This is a genomic window from Chryseobacterium sp. OV279 (assembly GCF_900128945.1).
Taxonomy (GTDB): Bacteria; Bacteroidota; Bacteroidia; order Flavobacteriales; family Weeksellaceae; genus Chryseobacterium.
The window spans coordinates 677,582-698,324 of record NZ_FQUD01000004.1; the positions used below are offsets into that span (position 1 = coordinate 677,582).

General features: G+C 36.8%; 22 protein-coding genes and 3 tRNA genes. 6 read left to right on the forward strand and 19 right to left on the reverse strand.

Going from position 1 to position 20,743, the window contains the following annotated elements:
- Positions 1 to 71: 71 nt before the first annotated feature.
- From BUA72_RS20085 to BUA72_RS20115, 7 genes are all read right to left on the reverse strand, one after another.
- Positions 72 to 1,109, reverse strand: coding sequence for a helix-turn-helix domain-containing protein (locus BUA72_RS20085; RefSeq protein ID WP_072924798.1), 1,038 nt, complete (start codon positions 1,107 to 1,109; stop codon positions 72 to 74).
- A 422-nt stretch (positions 1,110 to 1,531) separates the two neighbouring features.
- Positions 1,532 to 1,603, reverse strand: a tRNA-Glu gene (locus BUA72_RS20090).
- A 100-nt stretch (positions 1,604 to 1,703) separates the two neighbouring features.
- A tRNA-Glu gene (locus BUA72_RS20095) sits at positions 1,704 to 1,775 on the reverse strand.
- A 10-nt stretch (positions 1,776 to 1,785) separates the two neighbouring features.
- The gene (gene rpsT / locus BUA72_RS20100) at positions 1,786 to 2,040 is read right to left on the reverse strand and encodes a 30S ribosomal protein S20 (RefSeq protein WP_034726096.1); all 255 of its coding nucleotides are present in this window, start codon (positions 2,038 to 2,040) and stop codon (positions 1,786 to 1,788) included.
- A 67-nt stretch (positions 2,041 to 2,107) separates the two neighbouring features.
- A complete protein-coding gene (locus tag BUA72_RS20105) occupies positions 2,108 to 2,428 on the reverse strand; it encodes a hypothetical protein (RefSeq protein ID WP_047454243.1) in 321 nt (106 codons plus the stop codon).
- An 11-nt stretch (positions 2,429 to 2,439) separates the two neighbouring features.
- Positions 2,440 to 2,514: transfer RNA gene (locus BUA72_RS20110), tRNA-Glu, on the reverse strand.
- 58 nt (positions 2,515 to 2,572) lie between these two features.
- The gene (locus BUA72_RS20115; RefSeq protein ID WP_034726093.1) at positions 2,573 to 3,862 is read right to left on the reverse strand and encodes an N-acetylmuramoyl-L-alanine amidase family protein; all 1,290 of its coding nucleotides are present in this window, start codon (positions 3,860 to 3,862) and stop codon (positions 2,573 to 2,575) included.
- A 53-nt stretch (positions 3,863 to 3,915) separates the two neighbouring features.
- Here BUA72_RS20115 and BUA72_RS20120 point away from each other — a divergent pair, with 53 nt between their 5' ends.
- From BUA72_RS20120 to BUA72_RS20130, 3 genes are all read left to right on the forward strand, one after another.
- The gene (locus BUA72_RS20120) at positions 3,916 to 6,501 is read left to right on the forward strand and encodes a putative LPS assembly protein LptD (RefSeq protein WP_047454247.1); all 2,586 of its coding nucleotides are present in this window, start codon (positions 3,916 to 3,918) and stop codon (positions 6,499 to 6,501) included.
- 142 nt (positions 6,502 to 6,643) lie between these two features.
- Positions 6,644 to 7,024 (forward strand): RidA family protein, encoded by a 381-nt coding sequence (locus BUA72_RS20125; RefSeq protein WP_034738882.1) that lies wholly within the window; start codon positions 6,644 to 6,646, stop codon positions 7,022 to 7,024.
- Positions 7,024 to 7,479 carry a hypothetical protein gene (locus BUA72_RS20130; protein ID WP_034726085.1) on the forward strand — a complete coding sequence of 152 codons (456 nt, stop codon included), beginning with the start codon at positions 7,024 to 7,026 and terminating at the stop codon, positions 7,477 to 7,479. The genes BUA72_RS20125 and BUA72_RS20130 overlap by 1 nt, the downstream gene beginning before the upstream one ends.
- A gap of 62 nt (positions 7,480 to 7,541) precedes the next feature.
- On the opposite strand, the gene BUA72_RS20135 is transcribed toward BUA72_RS20130, so the two are convergent.
- Entirely contained in the window at positions 7,542 to 9,068 is a 1,527-nt protein-coding gene (locus BUA72_RS20135; protein WP_072924799.1) for a trypsin-like peptidase domain-containing protein, read from the reverse strand.
- Between the two features lie 389 nt (positions 9,069 to 9,457).
- Between BUA72_RS20135 and BUA72_RS20145 the strand changes: the two genes are divergently transcribed.
- Positions 9,458 to 10,828 carry an oxygen-dependent tRNA uridine(34) hydroxylase TrhO gene (locus BUA72_RS20145; RefSeq protein ID WP_072924803.1) on the forward strand — a complete coding sequence of 457 codons (1,371 nt, stop codon included), beginning with the start codon at positions 9,458 to 9,460 and terminating at the stop codon, positions 10,826 to 10,828.
- 48 nt (positions 10,829 to 10,876) lie between these two features.
- Entirely contained in the window at positions 10,877 to 11,452 is a 576-nt protein-coding gene (locus tag BUA72_RS20150; RefSeq protein ID WP_072924805.1) for a 5-formyltetrahydrofolate cyclo-ligase, read from the forward strand.
- Here the strand turns inward: BUA72_RS20150 and BUA72_RS20155 are convergent.
- Entirely contained in the window at positions 11,401 to 11,982 is a 582-nt protein-coding gene (locus BUA72_RS20155) for a hypothetical protein (protein ID WP_072924806.1), read from the reverse strand. The two genes, BUA72_RS20150 and BUA72_RS20155, sit on opposite strands and share 52 nt — an antisense overlap.
- The gene (locus BUA72_RS20160; RefSeq protein ID WP_072924808.1) at positions 11,966 to 13,147 is read right to left on the reverse strand and encodes a hypothetical protein; all 1,182 of its coding nucleotides are present in this window, start codon (positions 13,145 to 13,147) and stop codon (positions 11,966 to 11,968) included. The genes BUA72_RS20155 and BUA72_RS20160 overlap by 17 nt, the downstream gene beginning before the upstream one ends.
- 182 nt (positions 13,148 to 13,329) lie before the next feature.
- On the opposite strand from BUA72_RS20160, the gene BUA72_RS20165 reads away from it, so the two are divergent.
- Positions 13,330 to 13,671 carry a hypothetical protein gene (locus tag BUA72_RS20165; protein ID WP_034726052.1) on the forward strand — a complete coding sequence of 114 codons (342 nt, stop codon included), beginning with the start codon at positions 13,330 to 13,332 and terminating at the stop codon, positions 13,669 to 13,671.
- A gap of 125 nt (positions 13,672 to 13,796) precedes the next feature.
- Here the strand turns inward: BUA72_RS20165 and BUA72_RS20170 are convergent, their stop codons facing one another.
- From BUA72_RS20170 to BUA72_RS20210, 9 genes are all read right to left on the reverse strand, one after another.
- Positions 13,797 to 14,564, reverse strand: coding sequence for a TrmH family RNA methyltransferase (locus BUA72_RS20170; protein ID WP_072924810.1), 768 nt, complete (start codon positions 14,562 to 14,564; stop codon positions 13,797 to 13,799).
- A 26-nt stretch (positions 14,565 to 14,590) separates the two neighbouring features.
- Entirely contained in the window at positions 14,591 to 15,376 is a 786-nt protein-coding gene (locus BUA72_RS20175; RefSeq protein WP_072924811.1) for a CPBP family intramembrane glutamic endopeptidase, read from the reverse strand.
- Positions 15,377 to 15,467: 91 nt separating this feature from the next.
- On the reverse strand, positions 15,468 to 16,316 hold the full coding sequence (locus BUA72_RS20180) for a LytTR family DNA-binding domain-containing protein (protein ID WP_072924813.1): 849 nt from the start codon (positions 16,314 to 16,316) through the stop codon (positions 15,468 to 15,470).
- 18 nt (positions 16,317 to 16,334) lie between these two features.
- A complete protein-coding gene (locus BUA72_RS20185) occupies positions 16,335 to 16,760 on the reverse strand; it encodes a hypothetical protein (RefSeq protein WP_072924814.1) in 426 nt (141 codons plus the stop codon).
- Between the two features lie 4 nt (positions 16,761 to 16,764).
- Positions 16,765 to 18,267 carry a DNA recombination protein RmuC gene (gene rmuC / locus BUA72_RS20190; RefSeq protein WP_410493333.1) on the reverse strand — a complete coding sequence of 501 codons (1,503 nt, stop codon included), beginning with the start codon at positions 18,265 to 18,267 and terminating at the stop codon, positions 16,765 to 16,767.
- Between the two features lie 128 nt (positions 18,268 to 18,395).
- Complete coding sequence (locus BUA72_RS20195) at positions 18,396 to 19,151, reverse strand: DUF5995 family protein (RefSeq protein WP_072924817.1); 756 nt, start codon at positions 19,149 to 19,151, stop codon at positions 18,396 to 18,398.
- Positions 19,152 to 19,285: 134 nt separating this feature from the next.
- Positions 19,286 to 19,522, reverse strand: a complete 237-nt coding sequence (locus tag BUA72_RS24265) for a hypothetical protein (RefSeq protein WP_047454267.1) — start codon at positions 19,520 to 19,522, stop codon at positions 19,286 to 19,288.
- A gap of 139 nt (positions 19,523 to 19,661) precedes the next feature.
- The gene (locus BUA72_RS20205) at positions 19,662 to 20,228 is read right to left on the reverse strand and encodes a cysteine hydrolase family protein (protein ID WP_072924821.1); all 567 of its coding nucleotides are present in this window, start codon (positions 20,226 to 20,228) and stop codon (positions 19,662 to 19,664) included.
- A 50-nt stretch (positions 20,229 to 20,278) separates the two neighbouring features.
- The gene (locus BUA72_RS20210; RefSeq protein WP_072924822.1) at positions 20,279 to 20,743 is read right to left on the reverse strand and encodes a hypothetical protein; all 465 of its coding nucleotides are present in this window, start codon (positions 20,741 to 20,743) and stop codon (positions 20,279 to 20,281) included.

A 20,743-nucleotide genomic window follows, 5' to 3' on the forward strand; every position in this document is an offset into this window, starting at 1 on the left:
AAAACATCCGACTATCGGAAACCGGACTGATTTTAAAACATAAAAATAGTCCGACTTAAAATCGGACACTATTAAATGATTGATTTTCTGTAGTCTGTAGGGGTTAAGTTGGTTTCCTTTTTAAACGCCGTATAAAATGAAGATTTTGAGTTGAAACCCACTTCGTACAATACTTCCAGTACGGTTAACTGCGATTGTTCCTTGAGAAGAGTTTTGGCATCGTTAATTCTGAACTCATTGATAAAGTCGAAGAAATGTTTTCCGGTATGCTGATTGATCAGCAGGGATAATTGCTTTTCGGGTAAGCTAATCAGTTCAGCCAGTTTCTGCAAGGTCAGTTTATCATCCAAATAGGGCTTTTCAATTTCCATGAATTGGAGAAGACTTTTCAATTGCTCCGGTTGTTCTTTTATTTCATGGTCTGATTGTACAGGAATCAGATCTTTATTGATTCCCGCAAACAGATTAGGCCGGTATAAAGCATTCAGCACAAACCAGGTGATCACAGATAAGACAAACACAGAGGTAAAGGTGAATAAGTAATTATAGATAGGACTATCTTTCTCAACAAAACCCCGGATAAGAACAAAGATATTTCCTATCAGAAAAAGGACAGTGGTTTGCATCAGCCATTTATAGGTAAGATGATGATTGCTGGAATAATTTTCCAGATATAATTTTCTGAAGTTTTTCAACAAGACAAATACAGCAATGATGTAAAAGTAATACTGAATGATAGAGATCACATCAAATACTTTGTAACCCTGTTCGGAAATTCCTGTAACGCTGAAGAAGCAAAAAACGAATAAAAATGGCAGTCCGTGCAAAAGATGCTTTTTCTGAAGTTTGAAATTATAATAACAGGCGGAATTGACATATAAATAATACAAAGGCATCTGCAGAAGAACGCTGGCCAATTTTCCTCCTTTGATTACTTTAGAGTCGGGTGGTGATAGGAACAGACCGGAAAAATCGATCACAGATACCAGGAGAAAAACAGCAAATAAATAATCAGGCAATTTTCTTTCAGATTTTGCAGTCATCAGAAAAACACTTAACAGTAAAAACAGAAAAACAATAATCTTACCTAAATCGTTAATGAATGCCATGTTTTTATTTTGAATATTACAAAACTACAAATTATAGTTTCTCTTCTGGGAATTAATATGGAGATGAAGCAGGCAATTACAAAACTTTTGGAGTAAAATAAATACAATCAAACTTATAATAGTCTTTTTAAAATTGACCTTAATTTTCTTAACCTCAATAAACTTTAGTTTGTTTCTTAATTTAAACATTAAGGATTTAAGCAGTATGCTTATTGTTATGAATGAAGAAATCAATAAATTGATTTTTTTTTAAGTTCTTTAAGCACGCTATCTTTTAAGATCTTAATGTCTTAATGTTAAAAAGCTTGCTCCCCAGGTTTTGAAATTGATCCGATATTACCTGAAAAGCTTATCCAAGTGACTCATTAACATTAAACCACAAAAAAACTCTGATAAAAATACCAGAGTTTTTTGTTGTTAAGTAGCCCGTAGGGGAGTCGAACCCCTCTTACCAGAATGAAAATCTGAGGTCCTAACCGATAGACGAACGGGCCATCTACCAAACTGTAAATAAAATACCTACAGGGTTAGTTTTTTGTTTTTATAAGTTTCAACTCTTAGTTTAACCACCCGGTTAGTAGTGATTAAGTTTTGTAGCCCGTAGGGGAATCGAACCCCTCTTACCAGAATGAAAATCTGAGGTCCTAACCGATAGACGAACGGGCCAACTATACTATTACGCTAATTTATTAACGTGCTTTGTCAATTTGCTCTTCAAGTTAGCAGCTTTGTTCTTGTGGATGATATTTTTCTTAGCTAATCTATCCAATAAAGCGATAACTTTTGGAAGTTGCTCAGTAGCTGAAGCTTTATCTTCCTCATTTCTCAAAACTTTGATTGCTGTTCTAGCAGTTTTGTGGTAGTATCTGTTACGAACTTTTCTAACTTCGTTTTGTCTAATTCTCTTTAGTGCTGATTTATGATTTGCCATATCGTTCAAATGTGAGTGCAAAACTATAAACTTTTTTTTAATCTGCCAAATTTATTTTTAAAATTTTTCAATTTTCTTCTGACAGGTATTTTCTGAGTTTATCTATTGCTTGTTCTATTTTTAAATTCTCTTGTTCTCGTTCTATTTTCTTGATTGTGCTACTTAACATAATCATTGCGTTGTTCCATTCTCCAGTCGTGTTGGTGAAGGTAAGTCCATCAATTGTTACTTCAAAGGCGACCCTTTCTCCAGTCCGGTAAAGTCTGAAACTTATTTTATCATCCCTGCCTGTAATCCCGTCTTCATTGATTTGTAAATCGTAACTTTTTGGGTTAGAGTGGATTTTCTTAAAAAGAAGTTTAGCTTCTTGTATTTTTAAATCCGGCATGATATCAAATTTGGTAGCCTATAGGAGAATCGAACTCCTGTTGCAAGGATGAAAACCTTGAGTCCTAACCACTAGACGAATAGGCCAAATTTTGAGGTTGCAAAAGTAATGATTAACTTTTTAACTTCAAAATTATTTTTCAAATTATTTAAAAACTTTTTGAATAATCGTATTCTTGATTCCCTTGGTTTCAAGGTCTTTTTGGAGCTTTACAGCATCCTCCAAAGTGAATACTTTTCCATACGTATAATAGAAAACGCCGTTCTCTTTATTACGTTCTACATCCTTCAGTGTCTGTAAGATAAATGAGTTTCCGTTTAGCTTTTCGCCCGTATAAACCTCAATGGTATAGTAGCCGGAAAGCAGTTTTTGATTAGGCATAAATCCTACTGCATACGCATTTCTAAACCCTGCATCTTTTGCTGTTTTTAAATTGATGTCTTTTACGGAAGCCATGTTCGTAACCCCATAATAATATTTGTACTGGCCATTATCTTTGAGAGGGAGAATGTAATTCAGACCTTTTAAGGCAGGATCTCCATCATTGTATTTTACAGGTGAACTCAGCAGTAAAATTCTGAAATCATTTTTAAGAGGAGACTCTGCAGGCTTCTCAGGCTCAGGTTTTTTTACAGCCATGGATGATCCTCCTGTTTTTCGGTCAATCGCTTTCTTATAATCGATGATGGCGTTGTAGATACTTTCTGAGATTTCGTTCTGACCCTTTTCGGAGGCCAAATAATGACTTTCTTCAGGATGGTTGATGAATCCGGTCTCTATCAGTACAGAAGGCATGGCATTCATACGGAGAACGTGAAGGTTTTTCTGGAAAACACCTCTTGAAAATCTTTTATCCTTGTTCACGAAATTATCTTCCACCAATCCGCCAAGCAGTAAACTGGACTCCAGATATTTATTCTGCTGCAGTTTCAGAGCGATAAGAGACTCCGGAGAGCTTGGGTTATAAGAACCGAAGGTCTGTCTGTCTTTTTCATCCAGAAAGATCACGTCATTCTCTCTTTTGGCTACTTCCAGGTTTTCGTCGTTTTGATTCGGTCCCTGTACATAGGTTTCAGTTCCGTATGCGGTAGGTCTCTGCGAAGAGTTACAGTGAATGGACACAAAAAGATCGGCCTTACTTCTGTTCGCCAGGTTGGTTCTGTCCGAAAGAGAAGGATATTCGTCAAATTTACGGGTGTATATTACTTTGAAATCTCTGTTTTTCTCCAACATTGCCCCTACTTTTAGAGTAACGGCTAGCGTAACGTCTTTTTCTGCAACCCTTCCAATGTCTGCATAAGATCGGTTCGCTCCATGGTCACTTCCCCCATGACCAGCATCTAAAACGATCGTAAACTTCTTTTGCGAAAATATTAAAGTGCTCGAAAAAATAAGGAGAAATGATAAAATTATTTTAAAATTTTGGTTGTGCATCTTACAGTTTTAAAAATTATATTAATTTTGAGCCTTAATTATATAGAACAAAATTGGCCAAAACCGTCCTCAAAAATATATTACAAATTTTAATTATCCTAATTTTTAACAATTTTTTAGCACAGAAAACACCTGAAAAATTGCCTAAAAATGTGGTTAATGATACTATTTCCAAAAAGGATACCATTGTTGTAAAAAAGGAATCTTTAGATGATATTCTCCGCACAAAAGCGGATGATCAGCGAAGAGATGTCCCTAAGAAAATGACATTCCTCAACAAAAATGCCCAGGTAAAATACCAGGATATGCAGATTGATGCGGATTATATTTCTATCGACGACAATAAAAGTCTCATCTATGCCCGTGGAAAACAGGATTCTCTGGGGAAGATTATTGAACCCGTAATTACCACTCAGGCAGGGAAAAAATACGAAACCAACGAATTCAGCTACAATACCAAAACGAAGCAGGCTATTGCATTTAATGCGAGAACCGAAGAAAACGAAGGGGTCATCACCGCACAGAAAACCAAAAAGTATAACGATTCTGTCTTCGCGATGAGGAACGCAGATTATACGACCGATGAGTATTATATCAAGAAAAAAGATACGGCATCGGATTATTTCATGCGTGCCTCCAATATCAAGCTGATCAAGACTAAAAATAAATCACAGATCGTCACCGGACCTATCCAGATGTATATCGAAAAGGTTCCGACTCCTTTGATTTTGCCGTTTGCGATCCTTCCGTTTTCAGACAAGAGGGCTGCTGGTATCCTGATCCCGAGTTTCGGGGAAAGGGAGGATGTCGGGTTTTTCCTCAACGGGCTGGGGTATTATCAGCCGATAGGAGAACATTTTGACCTTAAGGTACTAGCCGATATTTATACCAAAGGAAGCTGGAATATACGGCCGCAGATGAATTATCTGAAAAAATACAGGTATTCAGGGACATTTACAGCAGACGTAGGAACCATGGTACGTGGAATCAAAGGACTTGATGATTATACCAAAAACAGTACGTACAGAATTGCTTGGACGCATACTCAGGATTCAAAATCCAATCCTTTCCTGACTTTCAGTGCTTCAGTAGATATCGTAAGTACGAAGTTTTACAATAATAACCTGAACAATAATTATATTTTCAACCAGAATGTCCTGAACACCCAGCAGAATTCAGCGGTAACGATAACTAAAAGGTTTTTGAAACTGCCGATTACGATTACAGGATCTGCATCATACGCTCAAAACTTTGCCACCGGACTGGCAGATCTTCGTCTTCCTCAGATGAACGTAGCGATCAATCAGTTTTATCTGTTTAAATCTAAAACAGGGGTAAGACAGGGACTTCTTGAGAACATTACCGTGAATACAGGTTTCAACCTGACCAACTTTGCAAGCACCCAGGAAAACGAACTTTTTACAAAGGCGATGTGGGATAAAATGCAGACAGGACTTAAAAATAATATTGCCTTAGGAACCAATACAACGGTAGCGAAATATTTCACATTCAGTTTAAGTGCTAATATAGACAACGCGTTAACGACCAAAACCCTTAAAAGATACTACGATCCTATAAAAACAGTTGATGTAGACGAAGTTCAGAAAAATATTTCAGGATATTCTACCTTCTCTACTTCTGCCAGTCTTCAGACGACTCTTTATGGAATGCTGAAATTCAAAAAAGGAGCTGCCATAGAAGCGGTAAGACACATGATGACACCGAGTCTTAGCTTTACTTATTCACCGGACTTCTCAAGCCCCGGTTTCGGATATTATAAAAGCTATTATAATGCGGAAGGTGCTTTGACCCCTTATTCTATTTTTGATAAAGGAATTGTAGGAAGCCCGTCAAGTGGAGTAGTGGGAGCTTTAGGTTTCAATATCGGGAACAATATTGAAATGAAGGTGAAATCTAAGAGTGATTCTACAGGAGTGAAGAAAATTAAGATCTTCGAATCTCTTAGCTTATCAGGGAATTATAACTTTGCCGCAAAAGATCACCCGTGGTCTGTATTCAGTATTAACGGACAGTCTTCTTTCTTTAATAATAAGTTAAACGTAAACACCAGTCTTTCACTGGATCCTTATAGAATTGATTTTGCTCCGGGTGCTACCCAGGGAATAAGAACGGAAGAGTTCGGTCACTTCAGTGTACAGGGATTCAACGTACAGCTTTCTTATCCTTTGAGCAGCGAGATTTTCGGGGAGAAAACAGATTATGCTAAAAAGTATCCTGCAAAAGGGGAAGTGAGGAATGAAAATTATTATTTTGATGATGATAATTATGCCCATTTCGATCAGGCCTGGACTTTGAATATCAATGCAAACTATGCCTATTCAAAGGGAACTTCCTTACTTGGAACCAAAATTGCTTCTGTAGGTCTGGATGGTAGTATTAAGCTTACGCCTTACTGGAATATCAACGGAAGTACGCATTTTGACTTGGTGACGAAAGATCTGGCGTATACCAGAATAGGATTCTCAAGAGACCAGCGAAGTTTTACGATCAACTTTAACTGGGTGCCTTTCGGACAGTATAAAGTATATGACTTCTTTATCGGTATCAAAGCCAATATCTTAAGTGATGCACTGAAGTACAAAGACAGAAGTTTTACACAGCCTAACGCACCTTTCTAATATCAGATTGACTATTGTAAATATAAATTTTATATTTGCAACCAAAATAAATTCAATGAAATCACAGTTAACGGAATCTGTTAACAAACGAATACCGTAAATAGTGATGGCATATGACTTTTGAAAAAATAAATACCCATATATGAAACAAATAATCAACACAGTTAATGCACCTGCAGCAATCGGGCCTTATTCACAAGCTAATATGGCCAACGGAATTTTATATATTTCCGGACAGATTCCTGTAGATCCTGCAACTGGTAAATTGGTAGAGGGAATTGAGAAGGAAACACATCAGGTAATGAAAAACCTTGAGGCGATCCTTACTGAAGCAGGAATGACCTTTAAAAACGTAGTAAAAGCCACCATCTTCCTTAAGAGCATGGATGATTTTGCTGTAATGAATGATATTTATGCTTCATATCTTGATGCAGACAGCTACCCGGCGCGTGAAACAGTACAGGTTTCTTGTCTGCCTAAGAATGTGGATATTGAAATTTCTATGATTGCACATCAGGATTAATGAATTTTATTAGAAATACAGTTGCGGTTCTGGTAGGCCTTGGTATAGCGGGGCTTATTATCACTCTTGGTATAAGGGTTTTTCCGCAATGGATCACTTTCGAAGCTTTTGCCCCTTTTGAGCACTGGCAGAGATTTCTTTTCAGCATGAAAAACGATAATGCATTTTTCGGATTCCTGCTGTTTATTTCCGGCCTGGGATCTACGATTGGAGGAGTGGCTACTGCTCTTATTGTGAAATATGCTAAGGTAGCTTATGCGATTCTTATCGGTTTCATTATGCTTTTCATTGCCATGCTGGATGTTATTATATTTCCATACCATCCTACGTTTTATAAGATTTCTATTTTCCTCACGTTTTTCCCGTTCTCGTGGATAGGAGGAAAGATTGTAGAAGTCATTTATGAGCGGAACAAAAAGAAAAGGATTGCTGAGAAAATGAACAAAACCAAATAAAAAAAACGCTGCAAAATCTGCAGCGTTTTTTGTTGATGTGAAAAGACCGTTGTCTTTATGTATTAAGGCATTTTGAACCCTTTGGTATAGATTCTTCCGTAGTCATCTACAAACTTCACCTGTACATTCCCCTGGTATTTATCCAGTACCTTTTCTACATCTTTCTGTGAATTTACCGGCTTGCCATTGATCTCGATGATGATATAGTTATCTACAATTCCGATCTTAGCCATTTCGCTTCCTTCGCTTACGTTTTTAGCAACTACACCGCTGTTCAGTCCGTATTCTGTTTTGAATTTTTCAGTAAGCGGATCGAAGTCTGCACCTATTTTTTCAGTGACACTCAGATCAGCTTTTGTTCTGGTCGTAGTTCCTCCTTTCTGGTCTTTAAGCGTTACCGTAGTTGTACTTTCTTTACCGTTTCTTGAGTAAGTTACCTGAACTTTATCTCCCGGACGTTTGCTTCCGATAGACATGGAAAGATCCGCGAAATCTGTAATATCATACGTATCAATTTTAGTGATGATATCTCCTTTTTTCAATCCTGCATCTTCAGCACCACTGTTATCTCCAAATCCTGTCACATAAACTCCTGAACCTACTTTAAGAGTAGTTTTAAACTGCTTGTTGTAAGCCGTTACTTGCTGGTCACTGGAAAGGTCTAACGATGAAACGCCTAAGAATCCTCTCTGTACAATTCCGAATTTCTTAATATCCTCAACAATTTTTCTTGCTAAGTTAGCCGGAACTGCAAATCCGTATCCCTGATAGTAACCTGTAGTAGACTGAATCGCAGAGTTGATCCCGATAAGGTCACCATTAACGTTTACCAGCGCTCCTCCTGAGTTACCCGGGTTAATCGCGGCATCGGTCTGGATAAAGCTTTCAATTGGGTTTGTAGCCTTTCCCTGACCTCCTAAGATCCCGATTCCTCTTCCTTTAGCAGAAACAATACCTGCTGTTACTGTAGAGTTCAATCCCAGTGGATTTCCTACGGCAAGCACCCATTGTCCCACTTCAATATTGTCTGAATTGGCAAAATTTAAATAAGGAAGTCCTTTTTCTTCGATCTTAAGTAAAGAAATATCTGTATTCGGGTCAGTGCCAACAAGCGTTGCGATATAAGACTTTTTGTTGCTCAAAACAACTTCCAGTTTATTCGCTCCTGCCACCACGTGGTTGTTCGAAATGATATATCCGTCTGGTGAAATGATCACCCCGGATCCCATTCCTGATGGCATATTGTCAGGTGCCTGCTGCTTCTGTCTCTGCTGTCCTCTTCCTCCGAAAGGATCTCCGAAGAAGAAATCAAACAAATCTTGTTCTGAAGCCCTGCTCGTAGATCTGCTTTGGTAATTTTTAATAGTAACCACGGCCGGAACGGTCGTTTTTGATGCTTTTACAAAATCGTCACCCACAGTTGCTGTATTCATCCCTACGAATGATGCGTTAGGGGCCGCAGCGGTGAAGTAAGACTGGTCAGCATTATTGTTATGCTTACCGAAATATTGTAATGTCCCAACGGTAGTAGCTCCTGAGACAACGCCCACTACTGCAAATGGTAATAGTTTTTTTAAAGTACTCTTCATTGTATATCTTTCTTTTTTATTTATTGATTTTTTGTTTTATCGTAAACAAATTTAATGTTAAATAAGTAAGCAATTAGCATGCTATGTTTCAATTTTAACTAAAATTTAACGGCTATTATATCATTTTATGCATTATGTCATAATTTGATCCCGTGTATTAACAAAACTTAAAAAAATATTAAAGGAAAAATGTGACATTTTGTAAACTTCAGAACAGTAAAAATGTCATGATTAAGATACGATAATTTATCTGAAAGTCCTTCATTCATCATGATCTGGCGACTCATTGCTTTGTACCTATTATCTATGACTGATGTCATAGCGGGATGATTCAATTGAAAAATCATTATATTTGCAAAAATATTTTTCTCACTTAAAACGTTTATAGCATGCAACTGTATAACACCTTAAGCGCAGAAGAAAGAGCTCAACTTATTGATGAAGCTGGTAAGGAACGTCTTACATTGTCTTTCTATGCGTATGCCAAAATTGAAGATCCCAAAAAATTTCGCGACGAATTATTTATAGCCTGGAACGCCCTTGATGCCCTTGGCCGTATTTACGTGGCCCATGAAGGAATTAATGCTCAGATGAGTGTTCCTGCGGATCAGTTTGAGGCTTTTCGCGATACACTGGAGGTTTACGACTTTATGAAAGGCATCCGTTTAAATGTAGCGGTGGATCAGGATGATTATTCTTTTTTAAAGCTGACCATCAAAGTCAGACATAAAATCGTTGCCGATGGTTTGAATGACGATTCTTTCGATGTAACCAATAAAGGAATTCACTTAAAGGCACAGGAATTTAATAATTTGCTTGAAGATCCCAATACGATTGTGGTTGATTTCAGAAATCACTACGAAAGTGAAGTAGGGCATTTCGAAGGAGCTATCACGCCTGACGTGGAAAATTTCAGAGAGAGTTTACCGATTATCAACGATCAGTTGCAGGATTTTAAAGAAGATAAAAATCTATTGATGTACTGTACAGGTGGAATTCGTTGTGAGAAAGCCAGTGCTTATTTCAAACATCAGGGCTTCAAAAACGTTTACCAACTGGAAGGCGGAATTATTGAATATACCCGACAGATCAAAGAAGAAGGGATAGAAAGTAAATTTATAGGAAAGAACTTTGTGTTTGATCATCGTTTAGGAGAGCGAATCACAGAAGATATTATTGCACAGTGTCACCAATGTGGAAAACCTTGTGACAACCATACCAACTGTTCCAATGATGCCTGTCATTTATTGTTTATTCAGTGTGATGATTGTAAAGAAGTGATGGAAAACTGTTGTTCTACAGAATGCCAGGACATCATCCATTTACCTTTGGCTGAACAGTTAGAATTAAGAAAAGGGTTAAAGGTCGGAAATAAAGTTTTCAGAAAAGGAAAATCTGATGCTTTGAAATTTAAAAATTCAGGAGATTTACCTGATAAACCTTTAGCAAAAGTAGAAACAAAAAATATCCGCCAGAAAATAGCCATCAAGAAAGTATTGGTTGGAAAGGCAGAACATTATTATACAAAATCGAAAATCGGACAGTTTTTAATTGAAAACAAAGAGCTTTCAATTGGGGATAAAGTATTGATTTCAGGACCTACAACCGGTGAGGAGGAATTTACCATTACCGAAATTTATGTGGATGGAGGTCCTTGTGAGACGGCGAAAAAAGGAGATCAGATCACTTTTGAAATTCCGTTCAGAGTTCGTTTATCTGATAAATTATACAAAATTATACAGCCTGCTGAAAACGCATAATAGAGAAGAAAGCCTGTACTAATTAATTTCAGTAAAAATAATTGAGTCATGCTAAAAGCTGAACTTAGAAAAAGATATATGCAGAAAAGAAGAGCCTTGTCAATTGATGAGGCTTTCCTGTTATCTCAGAAAATATTGGGTAATTTTCTTGATTATTTCAAGCCTGAAAAAGGGCAGAAGGTGCATGTATTCATACCAATCAAAAAGTTCAATGAACTCGATACTCGAATCTTTATTGATGCTTTTTTAGAGAAGGGTGTCCGGGTTTTCGTTCCTAAAGTGGTTGCAGATGATCTGATCTCTGTGGAGATTACTGCAGACACGGTATTTGAAACCAGCAACTGGGGAATTTCCGAGCCTGTTTCCAATGAAGATTCCGGAGAACTTCATTTTGATTTTGTGATCACGCCTTTACTCTATTGTGATCATAAAGGAAATAGAGTAGGCTACGGAAAGGGCTTTTACGACGGATTTTTCCAAAGTATTTCTGCCGCATCCGAAAAAATTGGGGCTAATTATTTTGGCCCGAACGAATCTATTGACGATGTCTGGGAAAATGATATTCCTTTAGACTATTTGGTAACGCCTACCGAAGTGCTGTCCTTTTTCAACGGAGTAGAATAGAAATCCAGAAAATAAAATTTAAATTCCTTTTTAATCATCGGGGTTGAAAGCAAAATATATTGGGCGTTCTTTTCAAAAGTTCCCAGAGATTTATTTTTTGCATCAAAGTATTCCAGATTGAATTTAGCATAATCCAGTGTGTCCTTTTTATAGAATTCTTTGTAGACATTCAGGCTGTTTACCTTTACAGATTTTACCTTCAGGCTGTCCAGTTCTTTTAAAAGTTTTTTAAACGTCAGAGAATCTGGTTTGTGAAAATAGCTTTCCATCTGCGAAAAAATCACGGTATCTATTTCTGTATTTCTGTTGCCGGACAAATATAAAGTAGAAAGGTCAAGAAGTTCCTGTACTTTCTGCTTCGTAATGGAATTGATGGCCTGCATGCTGTCCATTTGTACCGCCGGATAGCTTTTTACATTGGTGCTGTTTCTCAGTTTATCCAGATCGCTTACTTCTGTCTTTTTATTATTGCAGGAAACAAATGCTAAAAAAAGTACTGCGAAAATTAAAAACTTATTTATTCTCTTCATCTGTGGATGCAATTTTAAATTTAATAGATACTATTTTTCCTTTACTGTCTTTCTTCATCTCTATGACATTAAGGTTTTTCAGAGATGTAGTAGGGGTTGTCACCAATGTGATGTATCTCTGTTTATCAAGTCGTTCTATACCGTAGGTTTTGTTGTCGTACACCTGATAAATAACAGCGCTGTTGCTGATCAGGTTTTCCAGTTGGTTTCTTTTCTGTTTGATCAATGCCACCTGTTCTTCCGGGTTTCCACCTTTTACATCCTTAATGGAGAAATAATAGGCCGCCATCTTATAATCATCAGGTTTCAGCTCGATCATTTCCTCTTCTGGAGCGTTTTCAAGGTTTCGATTGACTTCCAGATACTCGTAGAACGGAGCGCTGATCTGCATTTTGATATTTTTATCCTTAGTAGAGTAATAAAAACATTCTCCGGGTTTGATTTTATAGAAAAGTGGAGATTCGTTTTCTTTAATCACTCTTATTTCTAGGGTATTGATCACGGAAACCCCACGGTCTTTGTCCGTAAAACAATATTTATAAGTTTTTGAAAATAAAGTGTCTTTGAAACCAAGAATTCCGGTAATGGTAACTAAAATAGAAGTAACAATAGCCCAGGCGTTCTTTTTAAAGAAATTTTTTCTCGCTGCAACGGGTTGTATTTCTACCTGAGGTATATTAGTTGTATTTTGTGTATTTGGTTGATTGTCAGTATTTGATTTTTGTAAATCGGTGTTTTGTTGTGGCCGAAATTCTATTTTTTTGGCTGAAATTTCAGTTTTTGGAATTTCCGGTGCCTCGGAAACTGTTTTTTCCAATTCGGCGATTTCTTCTTCTTCAAGATCTTCATTTTCCAAGAGCAATTCTCCTGCAAAAAGATGTTGCTTTTTAAAGTCGTACCATGACTCGTATCCAGCATATATACTCAATAAATTGAGCATATCAATTCTTGGTAATTTGGTAACCGGTGAAGTTTTGAAATAGGTGTAAAATGACTTTTCACTGATGTTGCCTTTGGCTTTTTTGCGAAGGTCTTCCTGGAAATATATAATATCTATCCCCTTCCATTTTGAAATATCATCATGGGAAGGGGTGGATCTTTTTAAATATTCGGTCTGAACGTCTTTTTTGAGCTGTTCAAAATGCAATAGATCTAAATCTGTCAATTTTTATAAAATAATTAAATTGTTGATTATCAGTTTTATTTATTTGTAAAACTATTTTACAAATGTATTACAATTATTTTTCATAAACAACTTTCTTATCTGATCTACCTTTGTCTTGTTCAAATAACAGAACAGAAGAAAATTTATAAAAACAATATTAACAAAATTAAATTTAATTTATTATGAAAAAGTCATTATTCGTAGCTGCTATCGCTGCAATCTCTCTAGTTGCTTGTAAAAAAACTGAAGCTACTTCTACTGAAGGAGCAACTGATTCTGCTGCTGCTAACGTAGCTGATTCTGCTGCTGTAGTTTCTGATTCTGCTGCTAAAGTAATCGATTCTGCTGCTACTACTGCTGTTAACGCAACTAAAGACGCTGCTGCTGCAACTACTGCTGCTGGTGCTGATGCTGCTAAAGCTACAACTGAAGCTGCTGCTGACGCTGCTAAAGGTGCTGCTGATGCTGCTAAAGGAGCTGCTAAAGATGCTGCTAAAGAAGTTAAAGACGCTGCTAAGAAATAATTCTAGCTTAAGCTTAACAATAAAAGAACCGTTTCACCTGGTGAGACGGTTTTTTTATGCTTTATCATGAAGAAGATTCAAAAGATAAATGACTTTCAGATCTTCCATCTTCCTTTCTCCTACAACTATCCTTTCTTTTGCTTCAATGATTCATAACAGGTAATAGCAACAGCATTACTTAAGTTTAGTGAATCTATACTTCCTGCCATCGGTATCAACGTGTTTTTTCCTTTTCCAACCCAGAAATCACTTAAACCGGAATGTTCGGTTCCGAATAATACCGCAGAACGCTGTTTAAAATCTCTTTTATACAGATCTTCCGCAGTCTCATCCATAAGAGTCGTGTAGATGTTGAAGTTGTTTTTCTGTAAAAATTCAAGGGTTTCTTCATTTTCCGCATCATAAACTTCCATTCCAAAAAGGCATCCTACACTTGAGCGTATCACATTTGGATTATAAAAGTCTGCTTTTCCATCTGCAACGATTAGTGCATCTATTCCAAAAGCTTCACAACTTCTAAGGATTGCGCCTAAATTGCCTGGTTTTTCAACGCCTTCTACAATAATGACCGTCGAGTTTTCTTTAGGAACAAACGCAGAAAGCAGATTATCTTTGGTTTTATAAATCCCGATGATCCCTTCCGAGCTTCCTCTGTACGCGATTTTTTCGTATACTTTTTCACTTACCTGATGAATTCTGCCTTCAGGAAGCTTTCCTTTAAAGATGTTTTCACAGATAAAAAACTCTACAGGCTCAAAATCATACTGTAATGCCCTTTCATTTTCCTGCTGTCCTTCTACAACAAAAACCTTTGATTTTTTACGAAACCTGTTGTCAGCCAGAAGTTTGGTGACATTTTTTATTTTATCGTTTTGAAAACTTTCTATCAACATGCTGCAAAATTATGCAAAATTTGTGATTAGGCCGGTTTAGTTTTCAGGAAAAGGAATTTTCCGGTGATCTGAAAAGGTATTTTACCTTCATATTTTTTATAGATAATCATGGCTATAACCAGCAGAATGGATAAAATCTTAAATGAATTTCCAAACAGATTTCCAGAAACATTTTCCGAAACATTAAAAATTTCCCAATACAGATTCATAAAAATGTGAAGAAATATAGCTGCCCAGAGATTAAAATCCAACTCAAAATAAACCCATGAGAAAAAAACCGAGCCGAAAAATGTGATGAGAAATATTTCAATAAGTTCCTTTCCCGTGCTTCCCTGGTATAAATGGACCTGTGCAAACAGTAATGATCCGAATAAAGCGGATGTGATGAATCCCAGCCCGGTAAATCTGTACAGGATTCCGATAAGAAATGCTCTGAAAATAATTTCTTCAAAAAATGCAGATGAAATGGTATTGATAAACAGGGATTGCATATCTATTCTGTCTGTCAGATTAAAATTGATGAAATAGCCTAAGAGCATAGGAAGTGTACCTATAAAAGCCAGATAAAAGCCTTTTGGGACAGACTTATTCATTGAGAAAAGATCTGTAATATTCTTTTTGGGAAATAGAATTTTTAAAGTAATGATTAAAGGAATAAGGGTTACAGAATAGGCTGCGACATGCGCAACGGCCTTGCTTCCCGATATTTCTTTAACAAAGGTTTGAATGGTCTTAAAATAGTTGAGATCAAGGAAATAATAAACGGAAAATCCGAGAATAAAAAAGAAAAAAAAGGAGATAAGCTTGTTCATTGTTTTAAATTTTGAACAAAATTGCACCTTGTGATAGGCTTGTCCAAATCAAAGTGATCAATGACAAAGAAAAAGTGACGGATCACAAATGTTAAACCTTTAAATCTTTCAATTTGGGAATAATCAATGAAATAAAGCTTCTGGAAACAGGAATTTCAAAATCAATTTCAGAAAGAAAAAGCCGGTAACCCTGTGCGTTTCCCTTAATGTTTTTGACCTGATTCAAATTGACAATGTATGAACGATGACATCTTTTTATACAATCCGTCTGGACCTGATTCAGAAGATGGGAAAGACCGATTCTTATTAACACCTTTTTCACCTGATCATTTTCTATAAAATACACCGAACAGTAATTTTCCATAGAAAGTGCACATAGAAAATGGTTTTCAGAGATCTGCAGATTGATATTATTAGCAGAGATATTCAGGGTTTTATTGAGTTTATGATCTGTAGGTTGGTGATGCTCAGCCAGTTTTTTTGAGACCTGATCTGCTGTTTTTTCGTGAATGTTTTTTAAATAAATATACCTTGACAATATATAAATAGTGGAAATAGGAATTCCCAATGCCAGGCAGTACACAAACATATAAAGATAGTTGATGAAGCTCAGTTTGACATGGCTGATGAACAGGCTATTATAAAAATATGACAGAATGGAGGCTAAAAAAATAATTCCGATCAGTTTCAATAATTCGAGGCCGATGTTCCAGTCTTTAAAACGGATGATGCAGAGATCTCCAATAAAGAAAGCGATTCCAAAGATGAGGGAATAGGGGAAAAGCAACAGATATTTATATTGATGATGGAAGTTTTCTGTTCCGAAAGGCTGAAAAACAATAAGGAATATATAGAATGAAAGGCCTGCAACCATTGACGAAACCAGAATCTCTTTGTAAGAATCAGATTTGGGAAATGAATAGGCTGCAAAGGAAAACATATCGTGAACCTTTAAGGGTTAATTTTTCAAGCCGGCCTGAGGATCCGGTTTGGAACGTAAGAGCAACAAACTGCCAACAAACATGGTGATACAGCTCAATAGCCAAAGATAATAGCCGGGACCATAAGAAGTAATAGAGGATTTGTGTCCTGCTTCATTAACGGTTATCTCAGTTTCACTAAAGTAATAAAGCGCCACACCTACAGAAAGTAAGCCTAAAAAAGCGGCAATTTTCGGTTGTTTGACCAAAAGGAAAATCCAGGAGAAAAGAAGAATAGGATTGGCCAGCCATGAAGTTCCGTCTCCGGAAACATCAGCCCATCCCAATAGAAAAAGAGCCAGGCCATACATCTCGCTGCCTTTTTGTGTAAAAACCGCAGGTAATGCCAGAGAAATTACAAAAACAGCCACACTGATGATTAAAATGATATGACTTTTTTTCATAAGATTAGTTTTCGGTTTCTAAAAAATTACCATTGTCGATCAGACTTTGCGGCAGGTCTTTTTTGTTCTTAATTCCCAGAGATTTCAGTTTCTGAGTCTGGATCACAAGATTGTCATTCCCACTGGAAAGCTGTTTGTAAGCGTCATTGTAAACATTTTTAGCCTGATCAAGGTTTTTTCCTACTTTCTCAAGATTTTCCACAAAACCGACGAACTTATCGTACAGTTTTGCGCCACGTTCAGCAATCTCCATAGAGTTTCTGTTCTGATATTCGCGCTTCCAAAGATCTGCGATAAGCTTCAAGGAAGTGATCAGATTGCTTGGGTTGAGCAGAAGAATCCTTCTGTCGTAGGCAAAGTTCCACAGATTCTGGTCTGCCTGCATCGCTGCAATATAAGCCGGTTCACTCGGAATAAACATCATCACGAAGTCCAGAGATTTTCCATAGTCGTCATACGCCTTCTGGCTCAGTTGCAGGATGTGATTTTTGATCGAACCTAAATGCTGGCTGAGTTTGATGGCATACACATCCTGATCGGTTTCATCCACCAGCTCAGTGAAAGCTGTAAGAGAAACTTTAGAATCGATGATTACATTTCGTTCATCCGGATATTTTACAACGGCATCCGGACGCATTTTCTTTCCTGAAAATTCAGAGAATAGGGCTTTATTGTCTTCATCACGAAGTTCATGTTCAAGGAAATATTCCCTTCCTTTTACCAGTCCTGATTTTTCAAGAATACTTTCAAGGATCATTTCACCCCAGTTTCCCTGGGTTTTGCTTTCTCCTTTCAGGGCTCTTGTCAGTTTTTTCGCATCTTCAGAAATCTGTTGGTTCAGTTCTGCCAGTTCTTTTACTTTTTCTGCAAGAGAGAAACGTTCCTTATTTTCCTTTTCATAGGCTTCGTTCACCCTGTTTTTGAGATCAGCGATTTTTTCCTGAAAAGGCTCCAGAATATTTTTTAAATTATTTTGGTTTAAAGTGGTGAATTTCTCTGTTTTTTCTTCTAAGATTTTGTTGGCCAGATTTTCAAACTGCAGCTTTGATTCATCCTGAATTTTGGTAATTTCTTCCTTTTGGGTATCAAGAGAATGCTGCATGCTGTCGTTTTTAGCAGAAAGTTCAGAATTTTTAGCATAGATATGCTGCTTTTCAGTGATCAGCGTTTCTATTTGAGAAGTCTGTTTTGAATTGAGCTGCTTTTGTTCTAAAAATTGAGAATTTAGAGAAGAATGTTCTGCTGAAATTTTTGCGTATTCATTTTTCAGATCATTCAGTAGATCAGTTTGTAATTGGTTCTGTTCCTTTTCTCTGTCAATATTTTGGGTCAGTTCCTGAACTTTCAGCTGAAGATTTTCCAGATCTGAATGTTTTTTGATATGCAGATTATTCAGTTCATCATAAGAACTTCTTGAAACCGTAGACGATTTTAAGGCAAAATACAAAATAACAGCTCCCAGAACTCCGCCGGCAATACATCCAATAATTAAATAGGTCATCTCCATGTCTCAAAATTACAAAAAGAAAAATTAATTTATACTTTAAATGAGAGATTGGAATATGGAGGAGGGAAGCGGGGAGCTACTGTACATTGTAGTTGTACTTTTCTCGTTCGTTTTACATTTTCTTTTCTCTAAACTACTTTCGTCCCGGATAATATTTCAATATTCTTCACCACATCATTGCTCTCACACTTTTTCAGTTCTTTCGTCAAAGCTGGAGTCAGTATTTTAGGGTTTAAAATCTGAGCTGCCACTTTTGCGGCGGCATAATCTACAATATGGATCACCGATTCTCTGAGGAAGTTGGGGGTGTTGGATGCAATAACTGCTGTAGCCCAGGAAGTTTCTCTTGCTTTGGAAATGGCAAAATCCAGAACGGCATTATCTTTTCCATTGGAAATTTTGTCAATGAGATTGACGGGATAACATATTGTATTCAGTGAGTCCTGAACCTGCTGATTGATTGAGGCGATAACCGTATTGATATTTTCAAAATCTTTTTTAAGCGGATTTATTTTCCGGTAGGGCATCACCGTTGCTGCAGAAATACCGAGATCCAGATTAATATGGGCATTCATTCCAAGAAAAATATGCTGTAAAATCAAAAGGTTTTTATTTTTCGTGGCTTCAAAAGCTGTGTACCAGGATTGGGTACATTTTTTTCCTTTGCTGTAATTGTCCCATGCTTCCAGATATCTTTGGGCAAAAGCAATATCTAAGGAGATCATTCTTGGATTGTCTTCAAATTTCTTCTGTTGAATTCCTCTTAATACCTGGGCGGTCATAATTCGGTAAGTACAGGCAAAATATCCGGCAGGACTTTGGTTTTCTTTGCACCAATTAATGATAGTATCCAGTTTTTGAAGAACTTCTTCAATAGTTTTCATGGCGGTTTTTTGTTTATTTAAAGGTAATAAAAAAAACCTGTGATCATTGGTGTATTGCTTTGAAAATGAGTAGGCTGATCTTTTTGCAAATAAAAAAGTGAGCTGGAAAGCTCACTTTATTTTTGTTGGTCAGATTATGGAGTGACAAAAATCGGATCTGGAAAAGGCTCAAGGACCAATGGTTTGCACATTGCGGCCGGTTCGCATCTGTTCCCCATGCATATAAAATTAGTCATCGTGGTAGAGCCGTCAGGACATCTGATCATGGCTTCCCCAGGGCATCCTCCCGGACATGGTGCCGGATACAGTGTTCCTCCGAATACTTCTTTCAGTTCCGTTCTCGATAGTTTGGATAGGTTCGTTTTTTTCATGGAATTAATTTTTTTGATGGTTTTAATTTGTATATTTCTGAAAGTGAACGACTAAGGTACTAAAAAAATAAATCACTATGATGTTACATAATGATTTAATTAATTTTTATCGAATTTTTTTAAGTGGCCCCTGAGTTTTCTATAATTCGTTTAATAATTTTTCTGAACTCCACACCGTGGCAAATTCATCATTTAAATTGGCAAGACTGGTCAGATGTATTAATTCTGAATCATACTTTTCTCCATGGATTCCTGTTCTGTCAAAAGTTGCAGTGGCATCTGAAATGACATAGGTTTCATATCCGTAGTTTCCGGCCATTCTTGTGGTGGTAGAAACACAGTGATTGGTCGTTATTCCAATAATAACCAAAGAATTGATATGCTGTTGGTAAAGTTGTTCTGTTAAATTGGTTCCTATGAAAGCACTATTAACATTTTTGGTAATGACAGGTTCATCGTTTTTTGGACGTACATAATCATTGAATTCAAATCCGGGATGAGTTTCATGCAGTTTTGAATCAGGATTTAATGAGCTGTGTCTGATGTGGAATATGGGAAGGTTTAATTCTCTCCATTTTTCTAATAATTTTCCACTGATTTCTTCCGCTGATTTGTTATTTCTGTTTCCTCCCCAATACTGTTCATCAAGAAATCCTTTCTGAATATCAATTAAAAGTAGAGCTGGTTTTTTATCCCGAAGTTTCATAAGTGTTGATTTTAATTAATCCTATAAGAAGGCAATGTAAAGAAATTAAACTAGCTTCCTAAATACATAAAGTAGAGTGGCAGATCATTGTCTTGCTCTTCCGTATCGTTTGCCGTAAGTCCTTCAAAAAATATATGGTCACCAAGTTCTTTATGGCTGACCTGGTTGTGTAGCTGATACATCAGGTCAAGAGCTGTAAAGTTGGCTCCGTTGTCTGCTTTCAGTTTTGCACAAAACTCCACCTGAAACATATCGTAGTCACTGTTGTCTTCACTGAACACCTCATTTTCATCACCGATTATGGTTTCATTAACTGCAATATCTTCTTTTCCTTTAATCCATGCTTCATAGCAAACGTTGATTTCGGGTGCATCTATTACCACCTTATGAGGTTCCCAGGATGCTTTTTCTTTTAAAATACGGGTCTGGTAGTCTGTGATTTCTTTATTGAAATCTTCAATGCTGCTATAGCCTTTCTTTTGAAAAGCCCATAGAATGTTGGATAGTAGGCCCAT